The 26333-nt window shown below is 59.4% G+C and carries 26 protein-coding genes; 13 read left to right on the top strand and 13 right to left on the bottom strand.

Annotated elements, in window-relative coordinates; genetic code table 11:
* Positions 1–150: 150 nt before the first annotated feature.
* Positions 151–468: an ElaB/YgaM/YqjD family protein gene (locus tag AC27VU_RS19535; RefSeq protein WP_003224594.1), complete on the bottom strand. Its 318-nt coding sequence runs from the start codon at positions 466–468 to the stop codon at positions 151–153.
* 153 nt (positions 469–621) lie between these two features.
* On the opposite strand from AC27VU_RS19535, the gene AC27VU_RS19530 reads away from it, so the two are divergent.
* Complete coding sequence (locus AC27VU_RS19530) at positions 622–876, top strand: hypothetical protein (protein WP_003224595.1); 255 nt, start codon at positions 622–624, stop codon at positions 874–876.
* 7 nt (positions 877–883) lie between these two features.
* Here the strand turns inward: AC27VU_RS19530 and AC27VU_RS19525 are convergent, their stop codons facing one another.
* On the bottom strand, positions 884–1798 hold the full coding sequence (locus AC27VU_RS19525) for a LysR family transcriptional regulator (RefSeq protein ID WP_488724709.1): 915 nt from the start codon (positions 1796–1798) through the stop codon (positions 884–886).
* A gap of 84 nt (positions 1799–1882) precedes the next feature.
* Here AC27VU_RS19525 and AC27VU_RS19520 point away from each other — a divergent pair, with 84 nt between their 5' ends.
* Complete coding sequence (locus AC27VU_RS19520) at positions 1883–2806, top strand: carbon-nitrogen hydrolase family protein (RefSeq protein WP_488724708.1); 924 nt, start codon at positions 1883–1885, stop codon at positions 2804–2806.
* Between the two features lie 133 nt (positions 2807–2939).
* On the opposite strand, the gene AC27VU_RS19515 is transcribed toward AC27VU_RS19520, so the two are convergent.
* From AC27VU_RS19515 to AC27VU_RS19505, 3 genes are all read right to left on the bottom strand, one after another.
* Entirely contained in the window at positions 2940–3413 is a 474-nt protein-coding gene (locus tag AC27VU_RS19515) for an LEA/WHy family protein (protein ID WP_226499424.1), read from the bottom strand.
* Positions 3414–3478: 65 nt separating this feature from the next.
* On the bottom strand, positions 3479–4945 hold the full coding sequence (locus tag AC27VU_RS19510; RefSeq protein WP_488724707.1) for a nucleobase:cation symporter-2 family protein: 1467 nt from the start codon (positions 4943–4945) through the stop codon (positions 3479–3481).
* 273 nt (positions 4946–5218) lie between these two features.
* A complete protein-coding gene (locus AC27VU_RS19505; RefSeq protein WP_473019568.1) occupies positions 5219–6112 on the bottom strand; it encodes a LysR family transcriptional regulator in 894 nt (297 codons plus the stop codon).
* Between the two features lie 99 nt (positions 6113–6211).
* On the opposite strand from AC27VU_RS19505, the gene AC27VU_RS19500 reads away from it, so the two are divergent.
* The 4 genes from AC27VU_RS19500 (at position 6212) to AC27VU_RS19485 (ending at position 10469) form a co-directional block, all read left to right on the top strand.
* Positions 6212–7303, top strand: a complete 1092-nt coding sequence (locus AC27VU_RS19500) for a polyamine ABC transporter substrate-binding protein (protein ID WP_488724706.1) — start codon at positions 6212–6214, stop codon at positions 7301–7303.
* Between the two features lie 16 nt (positions 7304–7319).
* Complete coding sequence (gene speB / locus AC27VU_RS19495; RefSeq protein ID WP_488724705.1) at positions 7320–8279, top strand: agmatinase; 960 nt, start codon at positions 7320–7322, stop codon at positions 8277–8279.
* Positions 8280–8678: 399 nt separating this feature from the next.
* Positions 8679–9797, top strand: a complete 1119-nt coding sequence (zapE, locus tag AC27VU_RS19490; protein ID WP_003224608.1) for a cell division protein ZapE — start codon at positions 8679–8681, stop codon at positions 9795–9797.
* A 174-nt stretch (positions 9798–9971) separates the two neighbouring features.
* Positions 9972–10469: a GNAT family N-acetyltransferase gene (locus tag AC27VU_RS19485; RefSeq protein WP_473019570.1), complete on the top strand. Its 498-nt coding sequence runs from the start codon at positions 9972–9974 to the stop codon at positions 10467–10469.
* A gap of 83 nt (positions 10470–10552) precedes the next feature.
* Here AC27VU_RS19485 and AC27VU_RS19480 read toward each other — a convergent pair whose 3' ends face one another.
* Positions 10553–10762 (bottom strand): hypothetical protein, encoded by a 210-nt coding sequence (locus AC27VU_RS19480; RefSeq protein ID WP_488724704.1) that lies wholly within the window; start codon positions 10760–10762, stop codon positions 10553–10555.
* Between the two features lie 231 nt (positions 10763–10993).
* On the opposite strand from AC27VU_RS19480, the gene gorA reads away from it, so the two are divergent.
* Positions 10994–12352 carry a glutathione-disulfide reductase gene (gene gorA / locus AC27VU_RS19475; RefSeq protein WP_103521639.1) on the top strand — a complete coding sequence of 453 codons (1359 nt, stop codon included), beginning with the start codon at positions 10994–10996 and terminating at the stop codon, positions 12350–12352.
* Here the strand turns inward: gorA and AC27VU_RS19470 are convergent.
* Positions 12349–13365, bottom strand: coding sequence for a DNA-binding protein (locus tag AC27VU_RS19470; RefSeq protein ID WP_488724703.1), 1017 nt, complete (start codon positions 13363–13365; stop codon positions 12349–12351). The two genes, gorA and AC27VU_RS19470, sit on opposite strands and share 4 nt — an antisense overlap.
* Before the next feature lie 177 nt (positions 13366–13542).
* Between AC27VU_RS19470 and AC27VU_RS19465 the strand changes: the two genes are divergently transcribed.
* The 3 genes from AC27VU_RS19465 to ahpF all read left to right on the top strand — a co-directional run bounded on the left by AC27VU_RS19465 (position 13543) and on the right by ahpF (position 16876).
* Positions 13543–14481: a site-specific integrase gene (locus AC27VU_RS19465; protein ID WP_003224619.1), complete on the top strand. Its 939-nt coding sequence runs from the start codon at positions 13543–13545 to the stop codon at positions 14479–14481.
* 136 nt (positions 14482–14617) lie between these two features.
* Positions 14618–15181, top strand: coding sequence for an alkyl hydroperoxide reductase subunit C (gene ahpC, locus AC27VU_RS19460; protein WP_003224621.1), 564 nt, complete (start codon positions 14618–14620; stop codon positions 15179–15181).
* A gap of 132 nt (positions 15182–15313) precedes the next feature.
* Positions 15314–16876, top strand: coding sequence for an alkyl hydroperoxide reductase subunit F (ahpF, locus tag AC27VU_RS19455; RefSeq protein WP_488724702.1), 1563 nt, complete (start codon positions 15314–15316; stop codon positions 16874–16876).
* A 179-nt stretch (positions 16877–17055) separates the two neighbouring features.
* On the opposite strand, the gene gloA is transcribed toward ahpF, so the two are convergent.
* The gene (gene gloA / locus AC27VU_RS19450; RefSeq protein ID WP_003224626.1) at positions 17056–17577 is read right to left on the bottom strand and encodes a lactoylglutathione lyase; all 522 of its coding nucleotides are present in this window, start codon (positions 17575–17577) and stop codon (positions 17056–17058) included.
* A 139-nt stretch (positions 17578–17716) separates the two neighbouring features.
* On the opposite strand from gloA, the gene AC27VU_RS19445 reads away from it, so the two are divergent.
* Complete coding sequence (locus tag AC27VU_RS19445; RefSeq protein ID WP_045122752.1) at positions 17717–18235, top strand: DUF4946 domain-containing protein; 519 nt, start codon at positions 17717–17719, stop codon at positions 18233–18235.
* A gap of 217 nt (positions 18236–18452) precedes the next feature.
* Here AC27VU_RS19445 and AC27VU_RS19440 read toward each other — a convergent pair whose 3' ends face one another.
* The 3 genes from AC27VU_RS19440 to AC27VU_RS19430 all read right to left on the bottom strand — a co-directional run bounded on the left by AC27VU_RS19440 (position 18453) and on the right by AC27VU_RS19430 (position 21578).
* Complete coding sequence (locus tag AC27VU_RS19440; RefSeq protein WP_003224630.1) at positions 18453–18818, bottom strand: histone-like nucleoid-structuring protein, MvaT/MvaU family; 366 nt, start codon at positions 18816–18818, stop codon at positions 18453–18455.
* Between the two features lie 234 nt (positions 18819–19052).
* Positions 19053–20588 carry an EAL domain-containing protein gene (locus AC27VU_RS19435; protein WP_488724701.1) on the bottom strand — a complete coding sequence of 512 codons (1536 nt, stop codon included), beginning with the start codon at positions 20586–20588 and terminating at the stop codon, positions 19053–19055.
* A gap of 117 nt (positions 20589–20705) precedes the next feature.
* Positions 20706–21578, bottom strand: coding sequence for a LysR family transcriptional regulator (locus AC27VU_RS19430; protein ID WP_201137748.1), 873 nt, complete (start codon positions 21576–21578; stop codon positions 20706–20708).
* Positions 21579–21656: 78 nt separating this feature from the next.
* Between AC27VU_RS19430 and AC27VU_RS19425 the strand changes: the two genes are divergently transcribed.
* Together AC27VU_RS19425 and hppD are read left to right on the top strand one after the other, a co-directional pair.
* Positions 21657–22604, top strand: a complete 948-nt coding sequence (locus tag AC27VU_RS19425) for a DMT family transporter (RefSeq protein WP_488724700.1) — start codon at positions 21657–21659, stop codon at positions 22602–22604.
* A gap of 245 nt (positions 22605–22849) precedes the next feature.
* Positions 22850–23926 carry a 4-hydroxyphenylpyruvate dioxygenase gene (gene hppD / locus AC27VU_RS19420; RefSeq protein ID WP_488724699.1) on the top strand — a complete coding sequence of 359 codons (1077 nt, stop codon included), beginning with the start codon at positions 22850–22852 and terminating at the stop codon, positions 23924–23926.
* 177 nt (positions 23927–24103) lie between these two features.
* Here hppD and rarD read toward each other — a convergent pair whose 3' ends face one another.
* Together rarD and AC27VU_RS19410 are read right to left on the bottom strand one after the other, a co-directional pair.
* Positions 24104–24985 (bottom strand): EamA family transporter RarD, encoded by an 882-nt coding sequence (gene rarD, locus AC27VU_RS19415; RefSeq protein WP_262141355.1) that lies wholly within the window; start codon positions 24983–24985, stop codon positions 24104–24106.
* A gap of 273 nt (positions 24986–25258) precedes the next feature.
* On the bottom strand, positions 25259–26272 hold the full coding sequence (locus AC27VU_RS19410; RefSeq protein ID WP_400505213.1) for an aldo/keto reductase: 1014 nt from the start codon (positions 26270–26272) through the stop codon (positions 25259–25261).
* Positions 26273–26333: the final 61 nt, after the last annotated feature.

The raw sequence follows: 26333 nt of genomic DNA, 5'->3' as shown, positions 1-26333 counted from the left end.
GTGGCGAGGGAGCTTGCTCCCGCCGGATTGCGAAGCTGCCCCCTTTGTCTACTTGAGAATAGGGGGACTGCTGCGCAGTCCAGCGGGAGCAAGCTCCCTCGCCACAGGTTTACTGCCTGATCCCACAGAATGGGATCAGGCAAATGTCACTTAACGACGACCGAGCAACAAGCCTACGACCAGACCAAAACCGGCGGAAATCGCCACGGTTTGCCACGGATGGCCGCCAATGTAGCTTTCAGTGGCTTCGACTGCCGGTTTGGTGCGCTCACGCACGCTCGACACGGAATCCAGTGCCTGTTGCAGCTTCAGGGCGATTTGGCCGCGCAGGGTTTCGGCTTCCTCGCCGACCAGGGAGGCGCTGCTCTTGAGCAGTTTGTCGGACTCTTCGATCAGCGCCTGAAGTTCGCTGAATGCCTGATCCTTGATTTGGTCTTCGGCAGCTTGCACGCGGGATTTGCGGGCCATTGGGTGACTCCTTGCAGATGGATGAACAGTGATTAATGGAGTGTGGCGCTGACTGAAAAGTTGCACTGATTTTAGGTGCGAAAGAAAAACCTGCGCGGGAGATTTCCGCTGAGCGTGTAAGATGTCGCCATTTTACGCAGCAGGTATTTCCCCATGAGTTTCAATCTGGCCGACAAATCCCTCGCCGAGCGCGCTGCGCTGGAAGACGAGAAATCCCGTCTGTTCGAACTCTGGCAGAACAATCTGGGCAAAGCCAAAGGCGAAGCCGCGCGGTTGTTTGGCGAACGCTCCAAGCGCAAGGGCAAATGGGCCGAGTGGGTACGCGCCGAGCTTGATGGCATGTCCCCGCCGGAATTCGCCAACATGGTACGCAGCGAGGTCAATCGACTAATGGCGGCCAACAAGTAACAGCGCGTCAGTCGCTGTTGAAACACCCGACAATCGCCTCGCGCACCTTGATCACCACCGGATCGATCTGCGTGCTGGTGCGCCAGCCCAGTTCGATCGGGTAACGCGGCAACGCCAGCGGGCAGGGCAGCAGCGCCAGCCCGCTGAGCTCGGCAATGGCTCTGGCGGCATGGCTCGGGATGGTTGCCACCGCGCCGCTGCCCTTGAGCAAATGCGGCAACGCGGCAAAGTGCGTGGTCGACGCGCAGACCCGCCGGCTCAGGCCCAGCGCCGCCAGGCCTTCATCGGTGATGCCGATAAAGCCGCCCGAGGACACCAGAATGTGCTCGCGGGCGACGAACTCCGGCAAATCGATGTTCTGCTGGCCGGGCGCCAGACTGCCCGGATCGACCAGGCACGCATAATCCCCTTCACCCAGCACCTGACGGCTGAGCAGACGTTCGGCGAACCCACCGGCGGTGATCGCCAGGTCGATGCTGCGCTCCATCAGCGCGCGGGCGACGATCTGGCTGTGGGTCTGACGGAAGATCAGCCGTAGCTTGGGCGCGTTGCGAGCGATGGCTTCGATCAGGCGCCGACCATAGGCAATTTCAAAATCATCCGACAGGCCCACGGTGACCGACCGGCCGTCGTAGTGATGAGCCGCCGGATCGACCATCGCCAGGCTTTGCCGGCATTTGTTCAGTGCCTCGCTGACTACCGGTTTCAGTTGATTGGCCTTGAGCGTTGGCGCCAGTCCCCGGCCGGTGCGCACGAACAATTGATCGCCATACACCTCGCGCAACCGGCGCAACGCTGCGCTGACCGCCGATTGCGTCACGCCCAGACGCAGCGCCGCACGGCTGGCGCTGGATTCTTCATGCAAGGCTTCAAAGACTTTCAGCAGGTTGAGGTCGACGGTTGCGATATTCATTTGGCTCATATCATTCAGCAGTGAATCGGTGTTTATTCATGATCCCGCGCCGCCGCAGAATCGGCAACACTTGAACCCGATGGAGTGACCGCAATGCCCAAATCAATCGTCGCCGCCCTGCAGATCGGCGCCTTGCCTGGTGGCAAGGGTGAAACCCTGGAACAGATCCTCAGCTGGGAAGACGCGATCAGCGAGTCCGGCGCGGCACTGGTGGTGATGCCTGAAGCGTTGCTCGGGGGCTATCCGAAAGGTGAGGGCTTCGGCACGCAGCTGGGTTATCGCTTGCCTGAGGGGCGTGAGGCCTACGCCCGCTACTTCGCCAACGCGATTGACGTGCCGGGAGCAGAAACCGAGGCACTGGCCGGTTTGTCGGCGCGCACCGGGGCCAATCTGGTGATCGGCGTGATCGAGCGTGCCGGCAGCACGTTGTATTGCACGGCGCTGTATTTCGATCCGCAGGCAGGGCTGGTGGCCAAGCATCGCAAACTGATGCCGACCGGCACCGAACGGCTGATCTGGGGCAAGGGTGATGGCTCGACGCTGCCGGTGCTCGACACTCAGGTCGGTAAACTCGGCGCGGTGGTGTGCTGGGAAAACATGATGCCGCTGCTGCGCACGGCGATGTACGCCAAGGGCATTGAAGTCTGGTGTGCGCCGACCGTGGACGAGCGCGAGATGTGGCAGGTCAGCATGCGCCACATTGCCCACGAGGGTCGCTGCTTTGTGGTCAGCGCCTGTCAGGTGCAGGCCTCGCCGAACGCGCTCGGCGTGGAGATTGCCAACTGGCCGGCGGATCGTCCGCTGATTGCCGGGGGCAGCGTAATTGTCGGGCCGATGGGCGATGTGCTGGCCGGGCCATTGCGCGGCGAGGCGGGGTTGCTCACGGCGGAGATTGATACCGATGAATTGGTTCGTGCGCGCTATGACTACGATGTGGTCGGCCACTATGCGCGGCCGGATGTGTTTGAGCTGAGTGTCGATGAGCGGGCCAGACCGGGGGTGCGTTTCACCGCATAACCTCAGAACTGACACATACCCTGTGGGAGCGAGCTTGCTCGCGAATGCGTCAGATCATCCAACATCATCGTTGAATGTCACACCGCTTTCGCGAGCAAGCCCGCTCCCACAGGGGCGAAGTGTGTGCAGTGGGTTACCACGTCGCAGCAGTGGCTTTCGGCAAACTCAGCTTGCCACTGTCGACAAAACGCATCGTGCCGAACACCCCGCCGGCCAATTTGCCGCGCAGTACGTAGGGCAGGTTGTCGAGGGTTTGTGTCTGGCTCAGGCCGAGGGTCTGGCGCAATACCGAGAACGCGGAAACACTGACCGGTACGCTGACCACGGTTTCCGAGAAGCGCGGGATCGAGCCGACCTGATCGCTCACGCCCGAGGCCAAGGGACGGCCATTGACCTCCAGATCCAGGGCGATGCCGGTGTAGTCGATCGCGGTTTCGTTGGGGTTCTGCACCCGCAACTTGAGGGCGAAACGCACTTCCAGATCCTGACTCGGCAACGGTTCGAGGCCGACCACGTTGATGTTCACCGGATCTCGGTTGGGAAACAGCGCGCAGGCGCTCAGGGACAACAGCAGCAGGGACAGGATGACGGCGTGGACGCGGCGCATAAACAGTCTCTCAACAAAAAAGGGCTGAACCGTTGCCGGCTCAGCCCTTTTTTCATGGCGCAGCGTCAGCGGTTCAACTGTGCGACCGCCGCAGCTGTTGCAGGTTCAGCTTTGGCCGGCATATCGGGGTTTTCCATGACCTGCAGAATCGACGCTTCCGGATCGAAATCGTCTTCTTCCAGCTCAATGAATTCTTCCGGCAGGAAGATATTCAGCACGATAGCGCACAACGCACCGACGGTGATCGGCGATTCGAAGATGTTGCGCAGCGCTTGCGGCAGTTCTCGCAGCACTTCCGGCACGGCGGCGATGCCCAGGCCCATGCCGACCGAGATCGCCACGATCAACATGTTGCGCCGATGCAGGCCAGCCTCGGCGAGGATCTTGATTCCGGCCACGGCCACGGTGCCGAACATCACCAGTTCGGCGCCGCCGAGCACCGGTTTGGGCATCAGTTGCAGCACCGCGCCGATCATCGGGAACAGCCCCAGCAACACCAGCAGGCCGGCGATGAAGAACGCCACGTAGCGACTGGCCACGCCGGTCAGCTGGATCACGCCGTTGTTCTGCGCGAACGTCACCATCGGCATGCTGTTGAACACCGCTGCCATGGCCGAGTTGAGGCCATCGGCGAGCAACCCGGATTTGATCCGGCGGATGTACAGCGGGCCTTTGACCGGTTGCCGCGAAATCATCGAGTTGGCGGTCAGGTCACCGGCCGCTTCCAGCGGCGAAACCAGGAAGATCACCGCCACCGGCACGAATGCCACCCAGTCGAAATTGAAACCGTACTTGAACGGCACCGGCACGCTGACCAGCGGCACTTCGGGCATCGAGGCGAAATCCACCGTGCCCATCAGCCACGCGACCACGTAGCCGAGGGTCAGGCCGATGACGATCGCGCCCAGGCGCAGAAACGGCACGTCGACACGGTTCAGCACAACGATAGTGCCGATCACCAACGCCGCCAGAAACACATGGCTGGCCGCGCCCAGATCCGCCGCACCGAAGCCGCCGGCGATGTCGGTCATCGCCACTTTGATCAGCGACAGGCCCATCAAGGTGATGATGGTGCCCGTGACCACCGGGGTGATCAGCATCCGCAGTTTGCCGATGAACTGGCTTAGCACCACTTCGATGAACGCGGCGAAAAAGCACACGCCAAAAATCGTCGAGAGAATTTCATCGGTGCCGCCGCCCCGGGCCTTGACCATGAAACCGGCGCTGAGTATCACGCTGATGAAGGAAAAACTGGTGCCTTGCAGGCACAGCAAACCGGAGCCGACCGGGCCGAAACGCTTGGCTTGAACGAACGTGCCGAGGCCCGAGACGAACAGTGCCATGCTGATCAGGTATGGAATTTCGCTCTGCAGCCCCAGGGCGCCGCCCATGATCAGGGTCGGGGTGATGATGCCGACGAAGCTGGCCAGCACGTGTTGCAGCGCGGCGAACACGGTGGCGGTGAGGTGCGGACGGTCGTCGAGGCCGTAGATCAGATCGTTGTTGCGCGGGGCTTTTTCAGAGGCGGTCATGGTGATTTTGCGCGCCGTGAGGCGGGGCCGGGTCAGAAAATGGAGGCGCAGGATGCCGGAAGAGGGCGGCGAGGGCAACGAGCAAAAATTGCCTGAAAGGTCAGGTTTTATTGGTGCTGGTGGTACCCACGCGCACTGACACACATTGTTGTGGCGAGGGAGCTTGCTCCCGTTCGGCTGCGTAGCAGTCGTAAAACACTGTTGACTGGATAATGCAGAGGGCTGCTTCGCAACCCAGCGGGAGCAAGCTCCCTCGCCACCAAAGCTTAGAAGTCATGTAAACGCGCTGAGTAAATCCTCCTCAAACGCCTTCTGCGCATCCCCCGGCACCTGCGCTCGATGCCGGGCCAGATGAAACGCCACTTCGAAACTCAATTCCCCAGGCCGCAGCGCGCGCAGCAAGCCCTTGTTCTCCCAGACTCGCGCGTAGTGATCCGGCAGATAATCGACGTGCTTGCCAGAGAGAATGAAAGCCAGGGTGCCTTCGACCTGTTCCGAACGCGCCGAAAAGCGCTTGTCCGGGAACGGCTCGCCACTGCGCATGAACCGATACGGATGATCCACCCGGTCGCAGGCCTGCAACGCCGCGTCATCCGGCTCATCGACGCTGAACAGTGGATGCCCCTGCGCGCAATACAAATGTTGGGTTTCCCTGAACAGTTCGCGGTAATCGAAAGCGCTCTGCACTTGTGAGAAATAACCGATGGCCAGGTCCAGCCGCTGTTGCAGCAGCAGACGCTCCATCTCCCCGGGCATTGCGCTGATCAACTCGATGCGTACCGACTCATCGCGTTCGCGAAAGCGCCGGATCGCATCCGCCACCCGCAGCAGCACCGACTGATCAACCGCCTCGGACAAGCCCAGCCGCACCTCACCGATCAAGCGTCCGGCAACGCCGTTGGATTGATGACGGAAGGTTTCGATGGATTCGAACAGCGTGCGAATGGCGATCAGCAACTGTTCGCCCTTGGGCGTCACGCTGAAACCGCCCTTGCCGCGACTGCACAGGCGATAGCCGAGGCGGGTTTCGAGTTTGGCCATTTGCTGGCTGATACTTGACTGGCTCAGGCCCAGTTCACCTTGCGCCGCACTGAAGCCGCCACATTCCACGACCCGCACAAACAGGCGCAGCAACTGCAAATCGACGTCGTGAAGCTGACCGAGCATTACATTACTCCGGGATAAAGTCAGGTTAACAAACTTGATATTTCTGCAATGTATCCGACGGAGCATCCTGCCACCACTTCCTCCGGTCAGGTGTTCGTCATGGCTCCCGTGTTCAAACTGTGTTTTCCCGCGCTGTTGTTGTCCGTGGTCATCCAGGCACAGGCCGAGGATAAAACCCTCAACCTCTACAGTTGGGCCGATTACGTGCCGGCGCAGACCCTGCAGCATTTCGAGCAGGAAACCGGCATTCATGTGCGCTACGACACCTTCGATACTTCCGAGGTGTTGGAAACCAAACTGCTGACCGGCGGCAGCGGCTATGACGTGGTAGTGCCGTCGTCCAGCGTTCTGGCCCGTGGCTTGGCAGCGGGCGCACTGAAGGAGATTCCCCACGAAGGCCTCAAGGGATACGCCAACCTTGATCCCGATCTGCTGGAGAAACTCGCTGCCGTCGATCCCGGCAATCGCTACGCCGTGCCCTACACGTGGGGCACGCTCGGGCTGGGGTTGAACGTCGAAGCGGTGAAAAAACGCCTGCCGGATGTGCCGCTGAACAGCCTCGATCTGCTGTTCAAGCCCGAGTACGCGAGCAAACTCAAGGACTGTGGGATTGCCGTGCTCGATTCGCCGCAGGAAGTCATTGGTCTGGCGCTGCATTACTTGGGTAAAGATCCCTACAGCACTGACAAGAATGATCTGGCAGCCGCCGAAGCCTTGTTGCAGAAACTCCAGCCTTCGGTGCTGTATGTCGCCACCGGCCGGCAGATCAACGACCTGGCCAATGGCAGCGTCTGTCTGGCGTTGACCTACAACGGTGATGTGAGCATGGCTGCCGATCAGGCGCACAAGGCCAACAAACCGTACGAAGTCGCCTACCGGATACCGCGCGAAGGCACGTTGATCTGGCAAGACAACCTGGCCATTCCCAAGGACGCGCCAAACCCGCAAGCGGCGCGGGCGTTCATCGAATTCATGCTGCGCCCCGAGTCGGTCGCCGAGCTGACCAATACGCTGTTTTTCGCCACCGCCAACCAGGCCGCGACGCCGCTGGTGAACGCGGCGGTGCGCAATGACCCGGACATCTATCCGCCCGCCGAGATGCGTGAACGCCTGTACGCCGACCGCAGCATGAGCCTCAAGGACATGCGTCAGCGCACGCGTCTGTGGACCACTTTCCGTAGCCATCAATAACAAAAGGAGCACACCGATGGACGTGCCGATGCTCAACGACCAAGCCCTGACCCGCGACAGCCTGTACGGCACTGCCGCCGAAAGCACCTACGCCGGGATCACCAGTTTCATGCGTCGCCGCTACAGCCGGGATTTGCGCGGCGTCGATGTGGCGGTCAGCGGGGTGCCGTTCGACACCGCCACCAGCAACCGCCCGGGCGCACGCTTCGGGCCACGGGGGATTCGCGCCGCGTCCACCGGGATTGCCTGGGAACGGCATTGGCCGTGGGCATTCGATCCGTTCGATCATCTGGCGGTGATCGACTACGGCGATTGCGACTTTGATTACGGCTCGCCGCATACCATCCCGGAAAGTATCGAGGCCCACGCCGAGCGCATTCTTGATGCCGGCAGCGCCATGCTGACGTTTGGCGGCGACCACTTCATCACCTATCCGCTGCTCAAGGCCCATGCGCGCAAACATGGTGCGCTGTCGCTGATCCACTTCGATGCGCACAGCGACACCTGGCCGGACGAGGGCGGCAAGCGCGTCGATCACGGCACCATGTTCTGGCATGCGGCCAAGGAAGGGCTGGTGGATCCGTCGCGTTCGGTGCAGATCGGTTTGCGCACCACCAATGACGATCACCAGGGGTTTGCGGTGCTCGATGCCCGACAAGTGCATCGACGTGGCTGCGAGGCGATTGTCGAGGCGATTCGCGCACGGGTCGGCGACCACCCGGTGTACCTGACGTTTGATATCGACTGCCTGGATCCGGCCTTTGCACCGGGTACCGGCACTCCGGTGTGTGGCGGGTTGAGCACGGTGCAGGCACTGGAAATTCTTGGCGGTTTGCGCGGAATCAATCTGGTGGGCATGGACGTGGTGGAAGTGGCGCCGGCGTATGACCATGCGGACGTGACATCGCTCGCAGCGGCAACGCTGGCGATGGAAATGCTCTGCCTCTACGCCGCCCGACACAAAGTCGACCGCTGACACCCCACAGGGATCTTTATTCCAGGCAGTTGCTGCACGCTGTTGTGAGGCCGCGAGATATACAGTCGATCTTTGCCCCCCACAAAACCCATGTGGGAGTGGGCTTGCTCACGAAAGCGGTGTGTCATTCAACGATGATGTTGGCTGCCCCAACGCCTTCGCGAGCAAGCCCGCTCCCACAGGGGTGTTGTATTCCAGGCAGTTGCTGCACGCTGTTTTGAGGTCGCGAGATATGCAGTCGATCTTCGACTCCCCACAGGACCCATGTGGGAGTGGGCTTGCTCACGAAAGCGGTGCGTCATTCAACGAAGATGTTGGCTGCCCCGACGCCTTCGCGAGCAAGCCCGCTTCCATAAAAGGGCACCTGTTTTTCAGGGACATCGTGGCATACTGCCGCGCATGACTTTCGACTCTCCCTTAAGCGCCTGGCAACACGCGATCGAGCACAAGGGTTTCATCCAGGATGAAGCCCAGGAGCACGCGGTCTGGGCCCTGCAAAAATGCCATGAAGCCTTGCACGCCGGCGCCCGTTCGGTCACGGGCGTGTACTTGTGGGGTCCGGTCGGGCGCGGCAAGACGTGGTTGATGGATCAGTTTTATCAGAGCCTGCGGGTGCCGGCCCGACGTCAACACTTTCATCATTTCATGGGCTGGGTGCATCAACGCTCGTTCCAGCTCACTGGCATCGCCGATCCGTTGCGGGCGTTGGCCAAAGAGTTGGCGGCGGAAGTACGGGTGTTGTGCTTCGACGAACTGTTCGTCAATGACATCGGCGACGCGATCATTCTCGGGCGGCTGTTTCAGGTGATGTTCGACGAAGGCGTGGTGGTGGTCTGTACCTCCAACCTGCCGCCGGACGAGCTCTACGCCGATGGCTTCAACCGTGATCGGTTTGTCCCCGCGATTGCCGCGATCAAGGCGCACATGCAAGTGGTGGCGGTGAACGGTGCCGAGGATCATCGCCTGCATCCGGGTGCGGGTCAGCAGCGCTATTTTGTCGCTGCGCCGGGACAGGGCAGTGCTCTGGAGCAGGTCTTCCAGTCACTCAACGCCGGGCAGCCCGCCAGCGCCGAGCCGGTGCCCGTCGGCCATCGTGTGCTGAACGTGGTGCAGGCCAGTGCGACGGTGCTCTGGTGCCGCTATGCCGATCTCTGCGAGCAACCGTTTGCCGCAATGGACTTCATCGCGCTGTGCGACAGCTATCGATCTATTCTGTTGAGCGACGTGCCGAACCTCAGTGCGCAAAAACGCGAAGGGCGAATCGCCCGTGGTACCGAGGACGGCTCGGCGCAGGTGGTGGCCGGTGATCGCGAACTGCCGCAGCTGTCGGTGCACGACGACGGTGTACGCCGCTTCATTGCCTTGGTCGACGAGTGCTACGACCGTAAGGTCCCGCTGTACATCGAGGCTCAGGTGCCGATGGAAGCGCTGTACACCGAGGGTTACCTGGAATTCCCGTTCCGGCGCACCCTCAGCCGTTTGCAGGAGATGCAACTGCAGCGATTTGCCGAAGCCTGAGTCAGGAGGGCGCACTCACCACCTCGCTTGACCAGGCCGAACCAAGGCACTGATATGCGAGCAGTGACGCCCTTTTTGTTCTTCCCGGGTTGTCGCCCACAACAGGCTCGCGTTAAGGTCGAGCAGCCTTTCAGGTGCGCACCTTGCACGCCGGGGCCACGACCGGGGATGGAAATGGATTCCACAGAAATTCTTGTGCTACAAGCCAGCTACACCAATCCAGTGCACGCCGAAGCCATCGGCATCGTGCTTAATCATTACGCAGAAGATCCCATGGGCGGCGGCCATTCGATTGCCCCCGAGCTGCTGCGTCGCCTGCCTGAAGAGTTGGCGCGCAGGCCGCACGCGTTCAGCGTACTGGCGTTCGTCGGCGGTGAGCCGGCAGGGCTGGTGAATTGTTTTGAAGGTTTCTCGACGTTCGCCTGCAAACCGCTGGTCAATGTTCACGACGTGGCAGTGGTGAGCAAATTTCGCGGCCTCGGGCTGAGCCAGAAGATGCTGCGCAAGGTCGAGGAAATTTCCCGTCAGCGCGGCTGCTGCAAGATCACGCTGGAGGTGCTGGAAGGCAATGCGGTGGCGCAGAATGCCTACAGCAAGTTCGGTTTCGCCCCGGGGATGTTCGACCCGGATCATGGCCGCATGCTGTTCTGGATCAAGAATCTGCCGACATAAAAAAAGGCGCCCGGTCAGGGCGCCCAACTGTCATCTCCGAGGCCAGAGCGGAGCCATCGGAGGTCCATCGGTTGCTCAATGAATCAGTTGCGATAAGACTCGGTGACTTGCGCGGTCTGGTCGTTCGGAACCTTCAGTTCCGCAGCTTTGCTATCGCTCTGCTGTTCGTTTTGCGCGTGGTAGACCGGGAAGTTGTCGTAGTAATGTCGCATGCGTTCGGCGCCGCCTTCGGCAAAGGCGCTGGCGGAGCCGAGGGCGAGTAGCCCGGTGAGAATAGCGGTGATGGTTTTCATGGTGCCTCCTACTGAAAAACGTGGGAGCCGTTCGTCCATGAAGCAGATCTCGAAGCACAGTGTCCCGGGTGGAAATTAACTCGGGGTTAAGCGACGCTCTTCGCGCCGATGGCGTGGGCATTCAACCGCAGGAAATGTTCCCCGATAGCACCGACCTCGGTGAAAAGCTGCGCGCAACGTTTGCCCAATGAACGGCGGCGGGTATGCTGATGGCCTGCCGAGGAGATAGAAATGGCCTACGATTTTGACCTTTATGTAATTGGTGCCGGTTCCGGCGGTGTGCGCGCTGCACGTTTTGCAGCCGGTTTTGGCGCGAAAGTGGCGGTAGCCGAGAGCCGTTACCTGGGAGGCACCTGCGTCAACGTTGGCTGCGTGCCGAAAAAACTGCTGGTGTACGGCGCACATTTCGCCGAAGACTTTGAGCAGTCGTCCGGCTTCGGCTGGAGTCTGGGTGAAGCGAATTTCGACTGGGCGACCCTGATCGCCAACAAAGACCGCGAGATCAATCGCCTCAACGGCATTTATCGCAACCTGCTGGTCAACAGCGGCGTGACCCTGCACGAAGCCCACGCGAAGATCGTCGGCCCGCACGAGGTCGAGGTCAACGGTGAGCGTTTCACCGCGAAAAACATTCTGATTGCTACCGGTGGCTGGCCGCAGATTCCGGAAATTCCGGGGCACGAACACGCGATCAGTTCTAATCAGGCGTTTTTCCTTAAAGAGCTGCCGAAGCGGGTGCTGGTGGTCGGTGGTGGTTACATCGCTGTCGAGTTCGCCGGGATTTTCCACGGTCTGGGGGCGAACACCACACTGCTGTATCGCGGTGATCTGTTCCTGCGTGGCTTCGATGGCTCGGTGCGCAAGCATCTGCAGGAAGAACTGACCAAGCGCGGCATGGATCTGCAATTCAACGCCGACATCGCGCGTATCGACAAACAGCCAGACGGCAGCCTGAAGGCGACTCTAAAGGATGGTCGCGTACTGGAAGCCGACTGCGTGTTCTACGCCACCGGGCGGCGTCCGATGCTGGACAACCTGGGCCTGGAAAACACCGATGTGCAACTCACCGACAAGGGCTTCATCAAGGTCGACGAGCAGTACCAGACCAGCGAACCGTCGATTCTGGCGCTGGGTGACGTGATTGGTCGCGTGCAACTGACGCCAGTGGCACTGGCCGAAGGCATGGCGGTGGCGCGGCGTTTGTTCAAGCCTGAGCAGTACCGTCCGGTGGATTACAAGATGATCCCGACTGCCGTGTTCAGTCTGCCGAACATCGGCACTGTCGGTCTGACTGAAGAGGAGGCGCGGGAGGCGGGCCACGAGGTGGTGATTTTCGAGAGTCGCTTCCGCCCGATGAAGTTGACCCTGACCGAGTGTCAGGAGAAAACCCTGATGAAGCTGGTGGTCGACGGCAAGACCGACAAAGTTCTCGGCTGCCACATGGTCGGGCCCGACGCGGGTGAGATCGTCCAAGGCTTGGCGATCGCGCTGAAGGCTGGCGCGACCAAACGTGACTTCGACGACACGATCGGGGTTCACCCGACGGCCGCCGAAGAGTTCGTCACCATGCGTACACCGGTCGGCGCTTAAGTTTCCTTCGCTTTGGCTGTGTCTGGCGCTGCCGCAACGGTAGCGGCCAGACGCAAGCTATCCTCGAGGCTGGTCTGAGTCTTGGTCAGTTCCTTTTCCAGTGACTGATTGAGCAACAGCTGATCGTCAATGTTCTGTTTCAGCGTCTGACTTTCCAGCAGGGCCACGCGCAAGCGTTCCTGGAGGAGGGTACGTTCGTTGTCGACGCGAGTCGCTTGCTCCAGCAACTGATCCTGACGCTGATTGCTGTGCTTGAGTTGATCCTGTACCAGGCTCAGCTCGCGCTGGGTGCCACGGTTTTCGGTGAGCAGGCGCTCGTTGTCACGGTGCAACTGGGTGATCTCGTCCTGACGTACCAGCGCACTTTGTTGCGCCTGGCGCAATTCCATCTGCAATTGCTGGAGCTGCCCTTCGTGACGGGCCTGTTCCTGCTCGCGCTGCTCTTTGCTGGCGTTGCGGTAATGCTCAAGGGCATCGCGGGCGTGCAGGTGTTTCTCTTCCAGTGAGCGGATCTGCTCGTCCTTGTCCTGCAGGCGCAACTCGAAATCGGCCAGTGCCTGATTGAGTCCGGCGTTGCGGGTTTGTTCGGTCTGCAACATCGAGCGGGTTTCTTTCAGTGCCTCGGATTCCCGTGCCAGTGCTGCGCCTTGAATGTCGTGCTGTTGTTCCAGTTGCTCGAGTGCCTGGCGCACCTGCTTGAGTTCCGCTTCCAGGGTTTCGCGCTGCTCCTCGAACTGCTCGCGCGCTTGTTCGATCGGCTCTTGCGCCTGTTCTTTCAGACGCTGGGCGAGACGCGAGACCAGTGCGGTCAGCTCGTCATTGATCGGTTCGGCAGACGCTTCGACCGGTTGGCTGCCGTCATCCAGCTCTTTCAGATAGCGATGGATCGTGGTTTTCGAACCGGTGTTGCCCAGTTCGATGCGTACTGCATCGATGCTGGGGTGTTCGCCCCGGGCGAGAATCGCCGCACGCGCGATCTGCACCACTGCTTTGTTTACGCCACCACGGGCCATATGAACTCCTACCGTTTCGTACTGTGGTACATGCCACCAAAGAACGCAGTGTACCACGCTGAAAATAAAGTTAAATGCTTGATTAATCACAGGCGGGATATACTGGTATTACCCAATGTCAGATGCCTGAATTGGTTTTATCATCCGGAAATCAGTACGCCTGCGAGAACACTGCCCATGAGCGAGATCGATCGCTATCTGCAAGCCGCCACCCGTGACAACACCCGCCGCAGCTATCGTTCGGCGATCGAGCATTTCGAAGTGAAGTGGGGCGGGTTCCTGCCGGCGACGGCCGACAGCGTGGCGCGTTATCTGGTCGAGCATGCCGGCGTGCTGTCGATCAATACGCTGAAGCTGCGCTTGTCGGCGCTGGCGCAGTGGCACAACAGTCAGGGCTTTGCCGATCCGACCAAGGCGCCGGTGGTGCGCAAGGTCTTCAAAGGCATTCGGGCGCTGCATCCGGCGCAGGAAAAACAGGCCGAACCGCTGCAACTGCACGATCTGCAGCAGGTGGTCGACTGGCTGGAGCAGGAAGCCAGCAATGCCAGACAAAATCAGGATCGCCCGCAGTTGCTCAAGGCCTATCGCGATCGGGCACTGATCCTGTTGGGGTTCTGGCGTGGCTTTCGCAGTGATGAGTTGTGTCGTCTGCAGATCGAGCATGTGCAGGCGCACGCCGGCAGCGGCATCACTCTGTATCTGCCGCGCAGCAAGGGCGACCGCGACAACCTCGGGCAGACGTATCAGGCGCCGGCGCTGCTCAAGCTGTGCCCGGTGCAGGCTTATATCGACTGGATCACCGAGGCGGCGCTGGTACGCGGTCCGGTGTTTCGCGGCGTCGACCGCTGGGGACATCTGAGCGATGAGGGCTTGCACGCCAACAGCATCATTCCACTGCTGCGTCAGGCGCTGGAACGCGCCGGCATTCCGGCCGAGCGCTACACCAGCCATTCCCTGCGCCGCGGCTTCGCTACCTGGGCGCATCAAAGCGGCTGGGATCTGAAATCTTTGATGAGTTACGTTGGCTGGAAGGATATGAAGTCAGCCATGCGCTATGTTGAAGCCAGCCCCTTTCACGGGATGGCTCGGATTACGGATAAGCCGGCTTCGTCGTAGATATCGTTTTCTTCTATTAATACAGTCAGCTAATAGCGAAAACAAATCAGCAGCATCAGGTTTGCCAATGAGCCATCCGTCGAGTGAGTGGGTAGGATTCACCCATCGAATTCACAACCCTGACGGAGAGTCATCAATGCCTATCATCAACAGCCAAGTAAAACCGTTCAAAGCTACCGCGTTCAAAAACGGCGACTTCGTACAAGTCTCGGACGCTGACCTGAAAGGCAAATGGTCCGTAGTGTTCTTCTACCCAGCCGACTTCACTTTCGTTTGCCCAACCGAGCTGGAAGACCTGGCCGACAACTACGCTGCGTTCCAGAAACTGGGCGTGGAAATCTACAGCGTTTCGACCGACACCCACTTTGCTCACGCTGCCTGGCACAACACTTCGCCAGCGATCGGCAAAATCGAATACACCATGATCGGCGACCCGACCCACGTCATCTCCCGCAACTTCGACGTGCTGATCGAAGAAGCTGGCCTGGCTGACCGTGGCACCTTCGTGATCAACCCTGAAGGCCAGATCAAAATCGTTGAACTGAACGATGGCGGCGTTGGCCGTGACGCTTCCGAGCTGCTGCGCAAAATCAAGGCTGCTCAATACGTTGCTGCTCACCCAGGCGAAGTTTGCCCAGCCAAATGGAAAGAAGGCGAGGCCACTCTGGCTCCGTCCCTGGACCTGGTCGGCAAGATCTAAGTCTGTGACGCACGCAACACAGGGCGGGACTCCGCACCTACTTCAGTAAGCTGCACCGCCCATTAAAAAAGCCCGGGCGAGATTCGCTCGGGTTTTTTTTCGCCTCGAATAAACACACAGGAGATCGCCCGTATGTTGGACGCCAATCTTAAAGCCCAGTTGAAATCGTACCTGGAACGGGTCACTCAGCCGATCGAGATCGTTGCTTCCCTCGACGACGGTGCGAAATCCCGGGAAATGCTTGACCTGCTGAAAGACGTTGCCAGTCTTTCGAGCCAGATTACCTTGATCGACAGCGGCACTGATGCCCGCAAGCCGTCGTTCTCGATCAATCGTCCGGGTGCCGACATCAGCCTGCGTTTCGCCGGCATCCCGATGGGCCACGAATTCACATCGTTGGTGCTGGCCCTGCTGCAAGTCGGCGGCCACCCATCGAAAGCCAGCGCCGAAGTGATCGAACAGATCCGCGCGCTCAAGGGCGAGTTCAGCTTCGAAACCTACTTCTCGCTGTCGTGCCAGAACTGCCCGGACGTGGTTCAGGCGCTGAACCTGATGGCCGTGCTGAACCCGAACATCCGTCACGTCGCCATCGACGGCGCGCTGTTCCAGGACGAAGTCAACGATCGCAAGATCATGGCTGTGCCGAGCATCTACCTCAACGGTGAGAACTTTGGCCAGGGCCGCATGGGTCTGGAAGAAATCCTCGCCAAGCTCGACACCGGTGCCATTGAGCGTCAGGCCGAGAAAATCAGCGCCAAAGAGGCCTTTGATGTGCTGGTGGTCGGCGGTGGCCCGGCCGGTGCTTCGGCCGCTATCTATGCCGCCCGTAAAGGCATCCGCACTGGTGTCGCGGCCGAGCGTTTCGGCGGTCAGGTGCTGGACACCATGGCCATCGAGAACTTCATTTCCGTGCAGGAAACCGAAGGCCCGAAACTGGCCACGGCGCTGGAAGAACACGTCAAGCAGTACGACGTCGACATCATGAACCTGCAACGCGCCGACAAGCTGATCCCGGGCAAGAACGGCGAGCTGCACGAAGTCCACTTCGCCAGTGGCGCGACCCTGAAAGCCAAGAGCGTGATTCTGGCGACCGGCGCACGCTGGCGTGAAATGAACGTGCCAGGCGAGCAGGAATACCGCAACAAAGGCGTGGCGTACTGCCCGCACTGCGACGGTCCGCTGTTCAAAGGCAAGCGTGTGGCGGTGATCGGCGGCGGTAACTCCGGCGTTGAAGCGGCCATCGATCTGGCCGGTATCGTCTCCCACGTGACCCTGCTGGAGTTCGACGTACAACTGCGTGCCGACGCGGTACTGCAACGCAAACTGCACAGCCTGCCGAACGTCACCGTGATCACCAGTGCGCAAACCACTGAAGTCACCGGCAATGGCGAGAAGGTCAACGGCCTGCGCTACAAGGATCGCAAGACTGACGAACTGCGCAGCGTCGAGCTGGAGGGGATCTTCGTACAGATCGGCCTGCTGCCGAACACCGACTGGCTCAAAGGCACCATCGAGCTGTCGCCGCGCGGTGAAATCATCGTCGACAACCGTGGCGAGACGTCGATCCCGGGGATCTTCGCGGCGGGCGACGTGACCACTGTGCCGTACAAGCAGATCGTGATTGCTGTGGGCGAGGGCGCCAAGGCTTCCCTCAGCGCGTTCGATCACTTGATCCGTACGTCGGCACCGGCTTAAACATCAGTCGCTGAAACGAAAAAACCCATGAGCGATCATGGGTTTTTTTATGCCTGACACAAATCCAATTGCAGGAGCGGGCTTGCTCGCGAAAGCGTCCTGTCAGCCAACACCTGCGTTGCATGACTCACCGCTTTCGCGAGCAAGCCCGCTCCCACAAAGGCTTTTTATGCAGTCAGTTACAGCGGCGCAGGCTGGATGATTTCAACCCAGTAGCCATCCGGGTCCTTGATGAACGCCAGGCTTTTCATGCGGCCATCGGTCAAACGCTTCTGGAAATCACAGCCCAGTTCTTCAAAACGTGCACATGCCGCAACGATATCCGGAACCGAGATACAGATGTGGCCGAAACCGCGCGGGTCAGTGTTGCCGTTGTGATAGGCGAAGTCGGCATCGTTTTCAGTGCCGTGGTTGTGGGTCAGTTCGAGGATGCCGGGAATCGACTTCATCCACTCGGTGCGGGCAGCAGCGTCGGCCGGGATCTGCGCCTTGTCGACCAGTGCGAGGAAGTACAGGCTGAACTCAGCTTCCGGGAAGTCACGTTTTTCCACCAGCGAGAAACCCAGCACGCGGGTGTAGAAGTCCAGCGACTGGGTGATGTCCTTCACGCGCAGCATGGTGTGGTTGAAGACGAAGTTGCGGGTTGCGCTGTCTGGAGTGGCGGTGACGCCGGGGAAAGTGTTCAGTTCGTGCAGGCTCATAGGCCCTCCGTAACAATGGGGCGAGTGAATGGGCGCAATGATACGCATGCGGGGCGGCATCGCCAAACCGAATGCGCGGCTTGCTCTGTGGACGGCCGGGCCTCAGACTTTGCAGCTCAATCTGCGAGTGCCTCTGGTAATGATCCGACCGTTCAAAGCGCTGTTCGTTTGCCTTTTCTCGTCTTTGCTTGCCGCTCCTGCGCTGGCGGACCAGCCGAGTATCACTTGGCCTGCTGGCTGGGAAGTGGAGGCGCTGCCCGATCAAGCCCCTCAGGTTTCGCGCCAGCGCGCGGTGAAAACCGATACCGACGGCAATCAGGTCATGGTGATGGAGTTGACCATGACTCAGGTGGAGGCAGGTCACCAGGTCAACGTGGCGGGTGTTCTGCTGGAAATGCGCAAATCGATACAGAAGGATTTCTTCCAGGGCGGCTATCAGAGTGTTTGCAACAAGGTACACCCGGCGAAGCTCGGCTCTTTGGACGCGCAGGAAACCACCTGCACGATCACTGAAAACGGTCGACATGTGTTGTCGCAAACTTTGGTTGCTGCGGCCGCAGCGGATAAGGCTTATGTACTTTCTTACGCTGGGCAGGCCGAGGTTTATAAGGCAAGCGCCGAGGAAATAGTCGCAGTGAGAAACAGCTTGAAACTTTAAGCGTCTGTTTGCACCTCGACCGGTTTAGATACTCGAAGGAATTAAGCACAAAGTTTAGCAGCGATTACGATTGCAACATCCCGGCGCAAAATGTTTAGCCTCGCGGCTTGTGTGTGTTAAGGCGGATTGATAACTAGCGCGGGGGAAATCGTTGCTTTTGTTAGATATTGTCGAAAAAAAGCCCCGCATAAAGCAGGGCTTGGTTGTTGACGCAAGATTAGCCGCGCAACCAGGAATCAACGGTAGCTGCACCGTACTGTTCCTTCCAGGCTTTCAGGCCACGGTGGTTGCCGCCCTTGGTTTCGATCAGTTCACCGGTGTGCGGGTTTTGATAAACCTTGACCACGCGAGCACGGCGGGTTTTTGGTGCGGCGGACACTTGCAAGCCGGACTTGGACGGGTTCGGATCGAGGATGGCGATGATGTCTTTCAGGCCTTTGCCGTAGGTTTTCATCAGCCCCTGGAGCTTTTCTTCGAATTCGATTTCTTTCTTGAGCCCGGCATCGTTCTTCAGCGATTCCAGCTGCTTGAGCTGTTCCTGAAGGGCCTTTTCAGCTGCACGAAATTCAGCGAGTCTGGACAATATCTTTACTCCAATAGTGTGTTTGGCTGATACCAACCGCAAACAAAGCTATAAGCCAAGAGCCTTGAAGCGACTCGGTGATAATGGCTCACCTGCCAATCTTGCACAGGCTGAAAAAATTGTAGTAGTTAATGCGCCAAGAGTAAATCCTGATCTTGTCGTCATGTAACAACAGTGGTGTTTTGTATCAATTTGGTGCGTCCGATCGCAGTGCCGGGGTTAATTTGTTTTTAGTTAATGGTGACTTAATGCATCGATGAAGTCGGCGCCGGGCATGGGTTTTCCGAACAGATAGCCCTGCAGGAAGTTGACGTGGTGTGCAGTCAGATAGTCAGCCTGTGCCTGAGTTTCTACACCTTCGGCAACAATACCCAGATCGAGCTTGGCCGAGAGCTCGATAATCGTGTCCAGAATATGTCGCGATAATGCGTCGATCCCGATCATCGCGACGAAGCTTTGATCAATCTTGAGAAAGTCCACATTGAATTTGCGCAGGTAACCCAGGCTTGAATGCCCGGTGCCAAAGTCGTCGATGGCGATCATCACACCCAGCGTATGCAACTGCTCGAACAGTTGGTGCGTGATGTCGCTCGGCTCGATCAGCTCACGCTCGGTCAACTCCAGCACCAGGCTAATGCTGTCGGGCGCGAACGCAGCGAGAAACTCGCGACAGTCTTCGACCAGTTGCAGATCGTGACAGTGACTGGCGGTGATGTTGATACCGATGTGAAACGGTTTGTTGAAACCTGCAGACAACGGGCCGAGCAGGGCGGCAGTCTGCTGCATCAGGGCGCGGGTCATGGGCACGATCAGGCCCGAATGTTCGGCAAACGGGATAAACATGTCCGGGCGCACCAGACCTTCTTTCGGATGTTTCCAGCGCATCAGCACTTCGGCACCGGACCACTTTTTACTGTCGCCATGCACCACTGGCTGGAAATAAGGGATGAACTCGCCTGCCTCCAGGGCGCGCAGCATTTCATGGCTGGGTGAGGTGGAGCGCCGCTGCAGGACGTGGCCGATAGCACCGGAGATGATCCCGAAAAAAATCAGCAGGCTGAACAGCGGCGGGTATTCGTCGGCCATATAGCGCCAGGTTTCGCCCTGCGGGAAGCCTGCGGCGACGCTGAAGGCATAGCGCGAAGACACCAACATACTTTGTGCCACCGGCAACGGCGGCAGGTTGCCTTGATGCACCTTGCCATCGGCGGACAGCCAGTTGTCGCCAACCTGCAGCAACAGCAGCGTCTGTCGGCCAATCAGGCGCAGGACGTTGCTCAGGTGATAGCCATCGAGCGTGGTCAGCGCGCCGCCACGACCTTCGCTGAGCCGATACACCAGCAGCGCGGTATTGGGCGTAACGGGATTGCCGTTCATCAACCACAGCTTGCCTTGGGTGTAGTCGCCCGGGTTCACGGCTTCCTTGTACTCACCGAACAGCGAGCTGCAATAGAGATTGTTGTCCCACACCAGATTGGTCGAGCGCACGAAAGGCCGACGGGTCACCTGTTCACGCAACGCCAGTTTGACGCTGTCGCAGGGCTGGCCGGCCAATGGCAGCAGATCGCTGGCGGCCTGGGCGGTGTTGTCGAGCATCAGTTCGACCTGACGCAACGCCTCATCGGCGGTGTTCTGCGTGCTCTGCTGCAAGGTGCGCTCGGCTTGCATATACAGAATCCCTGTGCCCAGAAGCACCGGCAGCAGGGCGCAAAGCAGGGTCACAATCATGCGCACGCTACGTTTGCGGCGGGGTCTGACAGTCAACGGCATGGGCACATCCTGTTGCAATGGAAGGGGAAACTCTCGAATGCAGGCCTGGCAACGGCGCGCCTGTGAAACACCGCGGAGTCAAGAGGCATGATAGATGGCCGTTGGCGCTTGCGCTGCTCAAGGCGAGTTGAGCTGCGTGGCGAGTTCGATAAAGGCCAACGTCGCCGGCGAAGCCTGACGTTGATCGAGCACGGCGAGGCCGATCTGGCGTTGCACGGCGGGTACCAGCGGCTTCTTCACGTAACGCGGCGTCGCATCGTCCGGCAACGAGCATTCGGCCACGACGGTAATTGCGTCACCCCGGCCCACGACGTCCAGGGTGCTGAGCAATTGCGAGCAGCGATAGCGGATCTTCGGTTGCAGGCGCGCGGCAGTGAACAGGCGCGAAACCAGCTCCGATGAACCGGCTTCGGTCAGGACAAACGGATCGGCACACAGATCCTTGAGGCTCAGCGCGGTGCGTTTTGCCAATGGATGATCGGCTGGCAGCAGGGCAACCATCTGGTCTTCTGCCAAGGCAAAAGTGTCGAAACGCTCCTGAGGCAACACCACAAAACCGATGTCGATCCGCCGCTCTTCCAACCACTGGATAACCTGCCTGTCCGGCCCCTCATCTATGTGCACTTCAATGCCCGGATGCGCCTGGCGATAGCGCTGCAAAATCGTCGGCAGCAACTTGATCGATGACGTCGGGCCGAACGAGCCGATGCGCAACGTGCCGCTTTTCATGCCCCGCGCATCGGCCGCCTCCTGACGCAGGGTGTTGGCCAGACCAAGCATGGCCCGTGCGCGCTGCAGCAATTGCTCGCCGATGTCGGTGAGTTCGACTTGCGACTGATGGCGGTGTAGCAGTTCGACGCCCAGTTCCTCCTCCAGCGACTTCATCGCGTGCGACACCGCTGACTGCGAAATTCCCAGGCGATGGGCGGCGAGGGTGAAACCGCGCAGTTCAGCGACCAGCGAGAAGATCTCCAATTGAGTGAGGGTCATGAGTATTTGCTCATTTTACGATGAGGTTAAATGAGGTGAATGATACGCCATCTTTCCAGCTGCATTTCCTGGAGCATCATGCGCAACCTCGAGCAAATCCACGCAACGACCTCCGAGCGGCCGGTTTATCTGACTCTGGCAGCGGTGACCATGATTTGGGGCGGGACCTTTGTCGCCGGGCGTTTTCTGGCGGGCAGTCTCAGCCCGCTGTTCGCTGCCAGCCTGCGCTTCCTGCTCGCCAGTGCGGCGTTGCTGGGGTTCCTGTGGCTGGCGCGCATCCCGCTGGCACGACCGACGTCCCGGCAATGGCTGCAACTGTTGTTGCTGGGGTTCTTCGGGATTTTCTTCTATAACCTGTGCTTCTTTTATGGCCTGCAATACATCAACGCTTCACGGGCCTCGTTGATTGTTGCGTTGAATCCGGCCGTGATCGGTCTGGCCTCGTGGTTGTTGTTCAAGGAGCGCATGGGGCGGATCAAAGTCGCCGGTATTGCGATCTGTATCGCTGGCGCTGGCCTGGTGATCGTCAGCCGTAATCCGCAATTGCTTGCCGCGACGCCTGACGCGTGGATCGGCGATCTGTTGATTCTTGGTTGTGTGTTGGGTTGGGGCGTTTACTCGCTGTTTTCACGGGGGCTGAATCAGTCACTCGGCCCGGTGCAGACCGTGACGCTTTCCGTGCTGATCGGCACAGTGATGCTCTGGACGCTGGCGGCGTTGCGCGGCGAGGTAAGCTGGGTCGCATTGATCAGCCTCGGTACGCCGCAGTGGTTGAGCCTGATCTACCTGGGTGTGCTCGGCTCGGCGCTGGCCTACATCGGCTACTACGACGGTATCCGCAAAATCGGCGCGACCCGTTCCGGCGTGTTCATCGCCCTGAATCCGCTGACAGCCGTGGTTCTCGGCGCGCTGCTGCTCGGCGAACAACTGACGTTGAGCCTGTATCTGGGAGGCGGCCTGGTGCTGGTGGGTATTTACCTGTGCAACAAACCCCTTGCACCGATGCGAAAAAGGCGGATTTTATAGAGAGGGCAGACAACCCTATTTACGCTGTGTAGAATCGGGTTACGCATACAATAATAATCGTCTTCTGGCAGCAGAAGCCTCGCCCGCAAGAGCCTTGGGTCGACAATGAAGATATTCGGGTTTCAACTGATCTACGGTGACTTCCTCGCCCGCAGTGTGCGAGGCATCTCCTGCGCACCACCCAGCGATCTCAGCATTACTGACAAATAACCCTGGTTAATTGATAAGAATGATGAGGCGTCACCATGGCAGATTTATACGAAAACCCAATGGGCCTGATGGGCTTTGAGTTCATCGAGTTCGCATCGCCGACTCCTGGCACCCTGGAGCCGATCTTCGAGATCATGGGCTTCACCAAGGTCGCAACCCACCGCTCCAAGAACGTGCACCTGTACCGTCAGGGCGCGATCAATCTGATCCTCAACAACGAACCCAATAGCGTCGCTTCGTACTTCGCGGCCGAACACGGCTCTTCGGTGTGTGGCATGGCGTTCCGCGTCAAGGATTCGCAAAAGGCCTACAGCCGCGCGCTGGAACTCGGCGCCCAGCCGATCCACATCGAAACCGGCCCGATGGAACTAAACCTGCCAGCGATCAAAGGCATCGGCGGTGCGCCGCTGTACCTGATTGACCGTTTCGGCGAAGGCAGCTCGATCTATGACATCGACTTCGTGTTCATCGAAGGCGTTGATCGCAACCCGGTCGGTGCCGGCCTGAAGATCATCGATCACCTGACCCACAACGTGTATCGCGGGCGTATGGCTTACTGGGCCAACTTCTACGAGAAGCTGTTCAACTTCCGCGAGATCCGCTACTTCGACATCAAGGGCGAATACACCGGCCTGACCTCGAAAGCGATGACCGCACCGGACGGCATGATCCGCATCCCGCTGAACGAAGAGTCGTCCAAGGGCGCCGGGCAGATCGAAGAGTTCCTGATGCAGTTCAACGGCGAGGGCATCCAGCACGTGGCGTTTCTCACCGACGATCTGGTCAAGACCTGGGATCAGTTGAAGAAGATCGGCATGCGCTTCATGACCGCGCCGCCGGACACCTACTACGAAATGCTCGAAGGCCGCCTGCCGAATCACGGCGAGCCGGTGGATCAACTGCAATCGCGGGGCATCCTGCTCGACGGTTCGTCGAACCCGGACGACAAGCGCCTGCTGCTGCAGATCTTCTCGGAAACCCTGATGGGCCCGGTATTCTTCGAATTCATTCAGCGCAAGGGCGATGATGGTTTCGGCGAGGGCAACTTCAAGGCCCTGTTCGAATCGATCGAGCGTGATCAGGTGCGTCGTGGTGTGCTGACCACCGAGTAATCCGCCACTAGAATGAAAAAATCCCGGCTTGCAGTCATGCACAGCCGGGATTTTTTTGCGTCAGCAAAACTGTGGGAGCGGGCTTGCTCGCGAATTCGGTCTTTCGTTCAAGGTCTTTGTTGACTGACCTGACGCTTTCGCGAGCAAGCCCGCTCCCACAGTAGTCTTGTATTGCTTTTAAGAGCGGCGTTGTCGCATCAAGTGCTTGAAGCCTTCGAAAATCAATACCACCACCGCCAGCCAGATCGGAATGTAAGTCAGCCACTCACCCGCCTTGATGCTTTCGCCAAGCAACAGCGCCACACCGAGTAGCAGCACCGGTTCCACATAACTGAGCAAACCAAACAGGCTGAACGGCAACAAGCGGCTGGCAATGATATAGACCACCAGCGCCGATGCACTGATCAGGCCGAGCAGCGGAATCAGCCACAGCAGCCCCGGATACTGATCGAACACGCCAAAGCCTTGCTCGCCACCGCGCACAAACCAGTAGGCCACCGGCAGCATCAGCGTCATGTCGACCCATAGACCGCCAAGGTTGTCAGTCTTCAAGCGTTTGCGCAGCACGAAGTACAGTGGATACCCGACCACGACTACCAGCGTCGCCCAGGAAAAACCGCCGACCTGATACAACTCGTTCGCCACACCCAGAATGGCAAAGAACACCGCGATCTTCTGCAGGTACGACAGGCTGTCGCCGTACACAATGCGCCCGGTCAGCACCATCGCCAGCGGCAACAGGAAATAACCCAGCGACACGTCGAGGCTGTAGCCATTGAGCGGCGCCCACATGAACAGCCACAACTGCACGCCGAGCAAACCGGCCGAAACGATCAGGCCGCCGATCAGCTTCGGATAGCCCGCAACCCGCCGCAGCAGCTCCAGTACCCGCCGCCATTCACCGGACACCAGCATGAACACTGTCATGCACGGCACCGTCAGCAGCATCCGCCAGCCGAAGATCTCTACGCCGCTCAACGGGGTGAGCAGCGAGGTGTAGTAATACATGACGGCAAACAGCACCGAGGCTGAAACCGATAGAGCGATACCTTTAGACAAACTGTCCTCGCGGGTGGGTGATCAAACAGGGCGCGCAGGATACGTGGTTTTTGTGCTGAATATTGGCCGAGTGATCAATATTTCCCACATCTTGAAGATAAGCACAAAACCTGTGGGTGTGACTCAGCTCGCGAAGAAGGGGCAGACTCCAAATCTTTAGTGACGGGGCCAACGCTTTCGCGAGCAAGCCCGCTCCCACAGTGAATGGGTGTCGAGTACCAGGTTTGCATCCAGCGACAATCCCTTGTGGGAGCGGGCTTGCTCGCGAAGCGTTTAGCCCTGATGCGGTTTACGGCCCGACACAAAATGGCTCACATCGTTGAACCCCGGCGTTGACGCATGCCCCGGTGTCACCAGCGAGTCGATGAACGCTTCATCTTCCGCGGTGATCTTCACCGCTTGCGCCTTGGTGTACGCGTCCCACTGTTGTTCGGTGCGCGGGCCGACGATCGCCGAAGTCACGGCGCTGTTGTTCAGCACCCAGGCAATCGCGAACTCGACGATACCGACCCCACGGCCCTGGGTATATTGCTGAATCTGCTGGGCAATGCGTAGCGATTCCACCCGCCATTCGGTTTCCAGAATGCGCTTGTCCTGGCGCCCGGCGCGGCTGTTGGCGTCCGGGGTCACGTCGGGTGCGTATTTGCCGCTGAGCACGCCACGGGCCAGCGGGCTGTAAGGCACCACACCCAGACCGTAGGTTTGCGCAGCGGTGATCTGCTCGGTCTCGGCCTGGCGGTTGACGATGTTGTACAGCGGCTGGCTGATCACCGGGCGATCGACACCCAACTGGTCAGCGATACGAATCACCTCGGCAATGCGCCAGCCGCGATAGTTCGACAGGCCCCAGTAGCGAATCTTGCCCTGGCGAATCAGATCGCCAATCGCCGACACGGTGACTTCCAGCGGCGTATTGTGGTCTTCGCGGTGCAGGTAATAGATGTCGAGGTAGTCGGTGCCGAGGCGCGTCAGGCTGGCCTCCAGACCATTGAAAATGTGCTTGCGGCTCAAGCCGCTGCGGTTCGGCACGCCGTCCGCCGGGCCGAATCCGACCTTGGTCGCCAGCACCCATTCGTGACGGTGTCGGGCGATCGCCTCGCCGACGATTTCCTCCGAACGGCCGTTGGTGTAGACGTCGGCGGTGTCGATAAAATTGATGCCCTGATCCCAGGCCTTGTGGATGATGCGCAGCGAATCCTCTGCGCTGGTCTGCTCGCCAAACATCATCGTGCCGAGGGTGAGGGTGGACACCTGCAACCCCGAGTGCCCCAGTGTGCGGTAGCTCATGCCGAAATCCTTTTGTCGGTGGGAAAACTCCAATCAAATACCAGAAGCATCCCACGGGGCA

It is taken from the genome of Pseudomonas sp. 14P5.3.2 (assembly GCF_057799175.1).
This window is presented reverse-complemented; position numbering and strand designations above follow the sequence as displayed.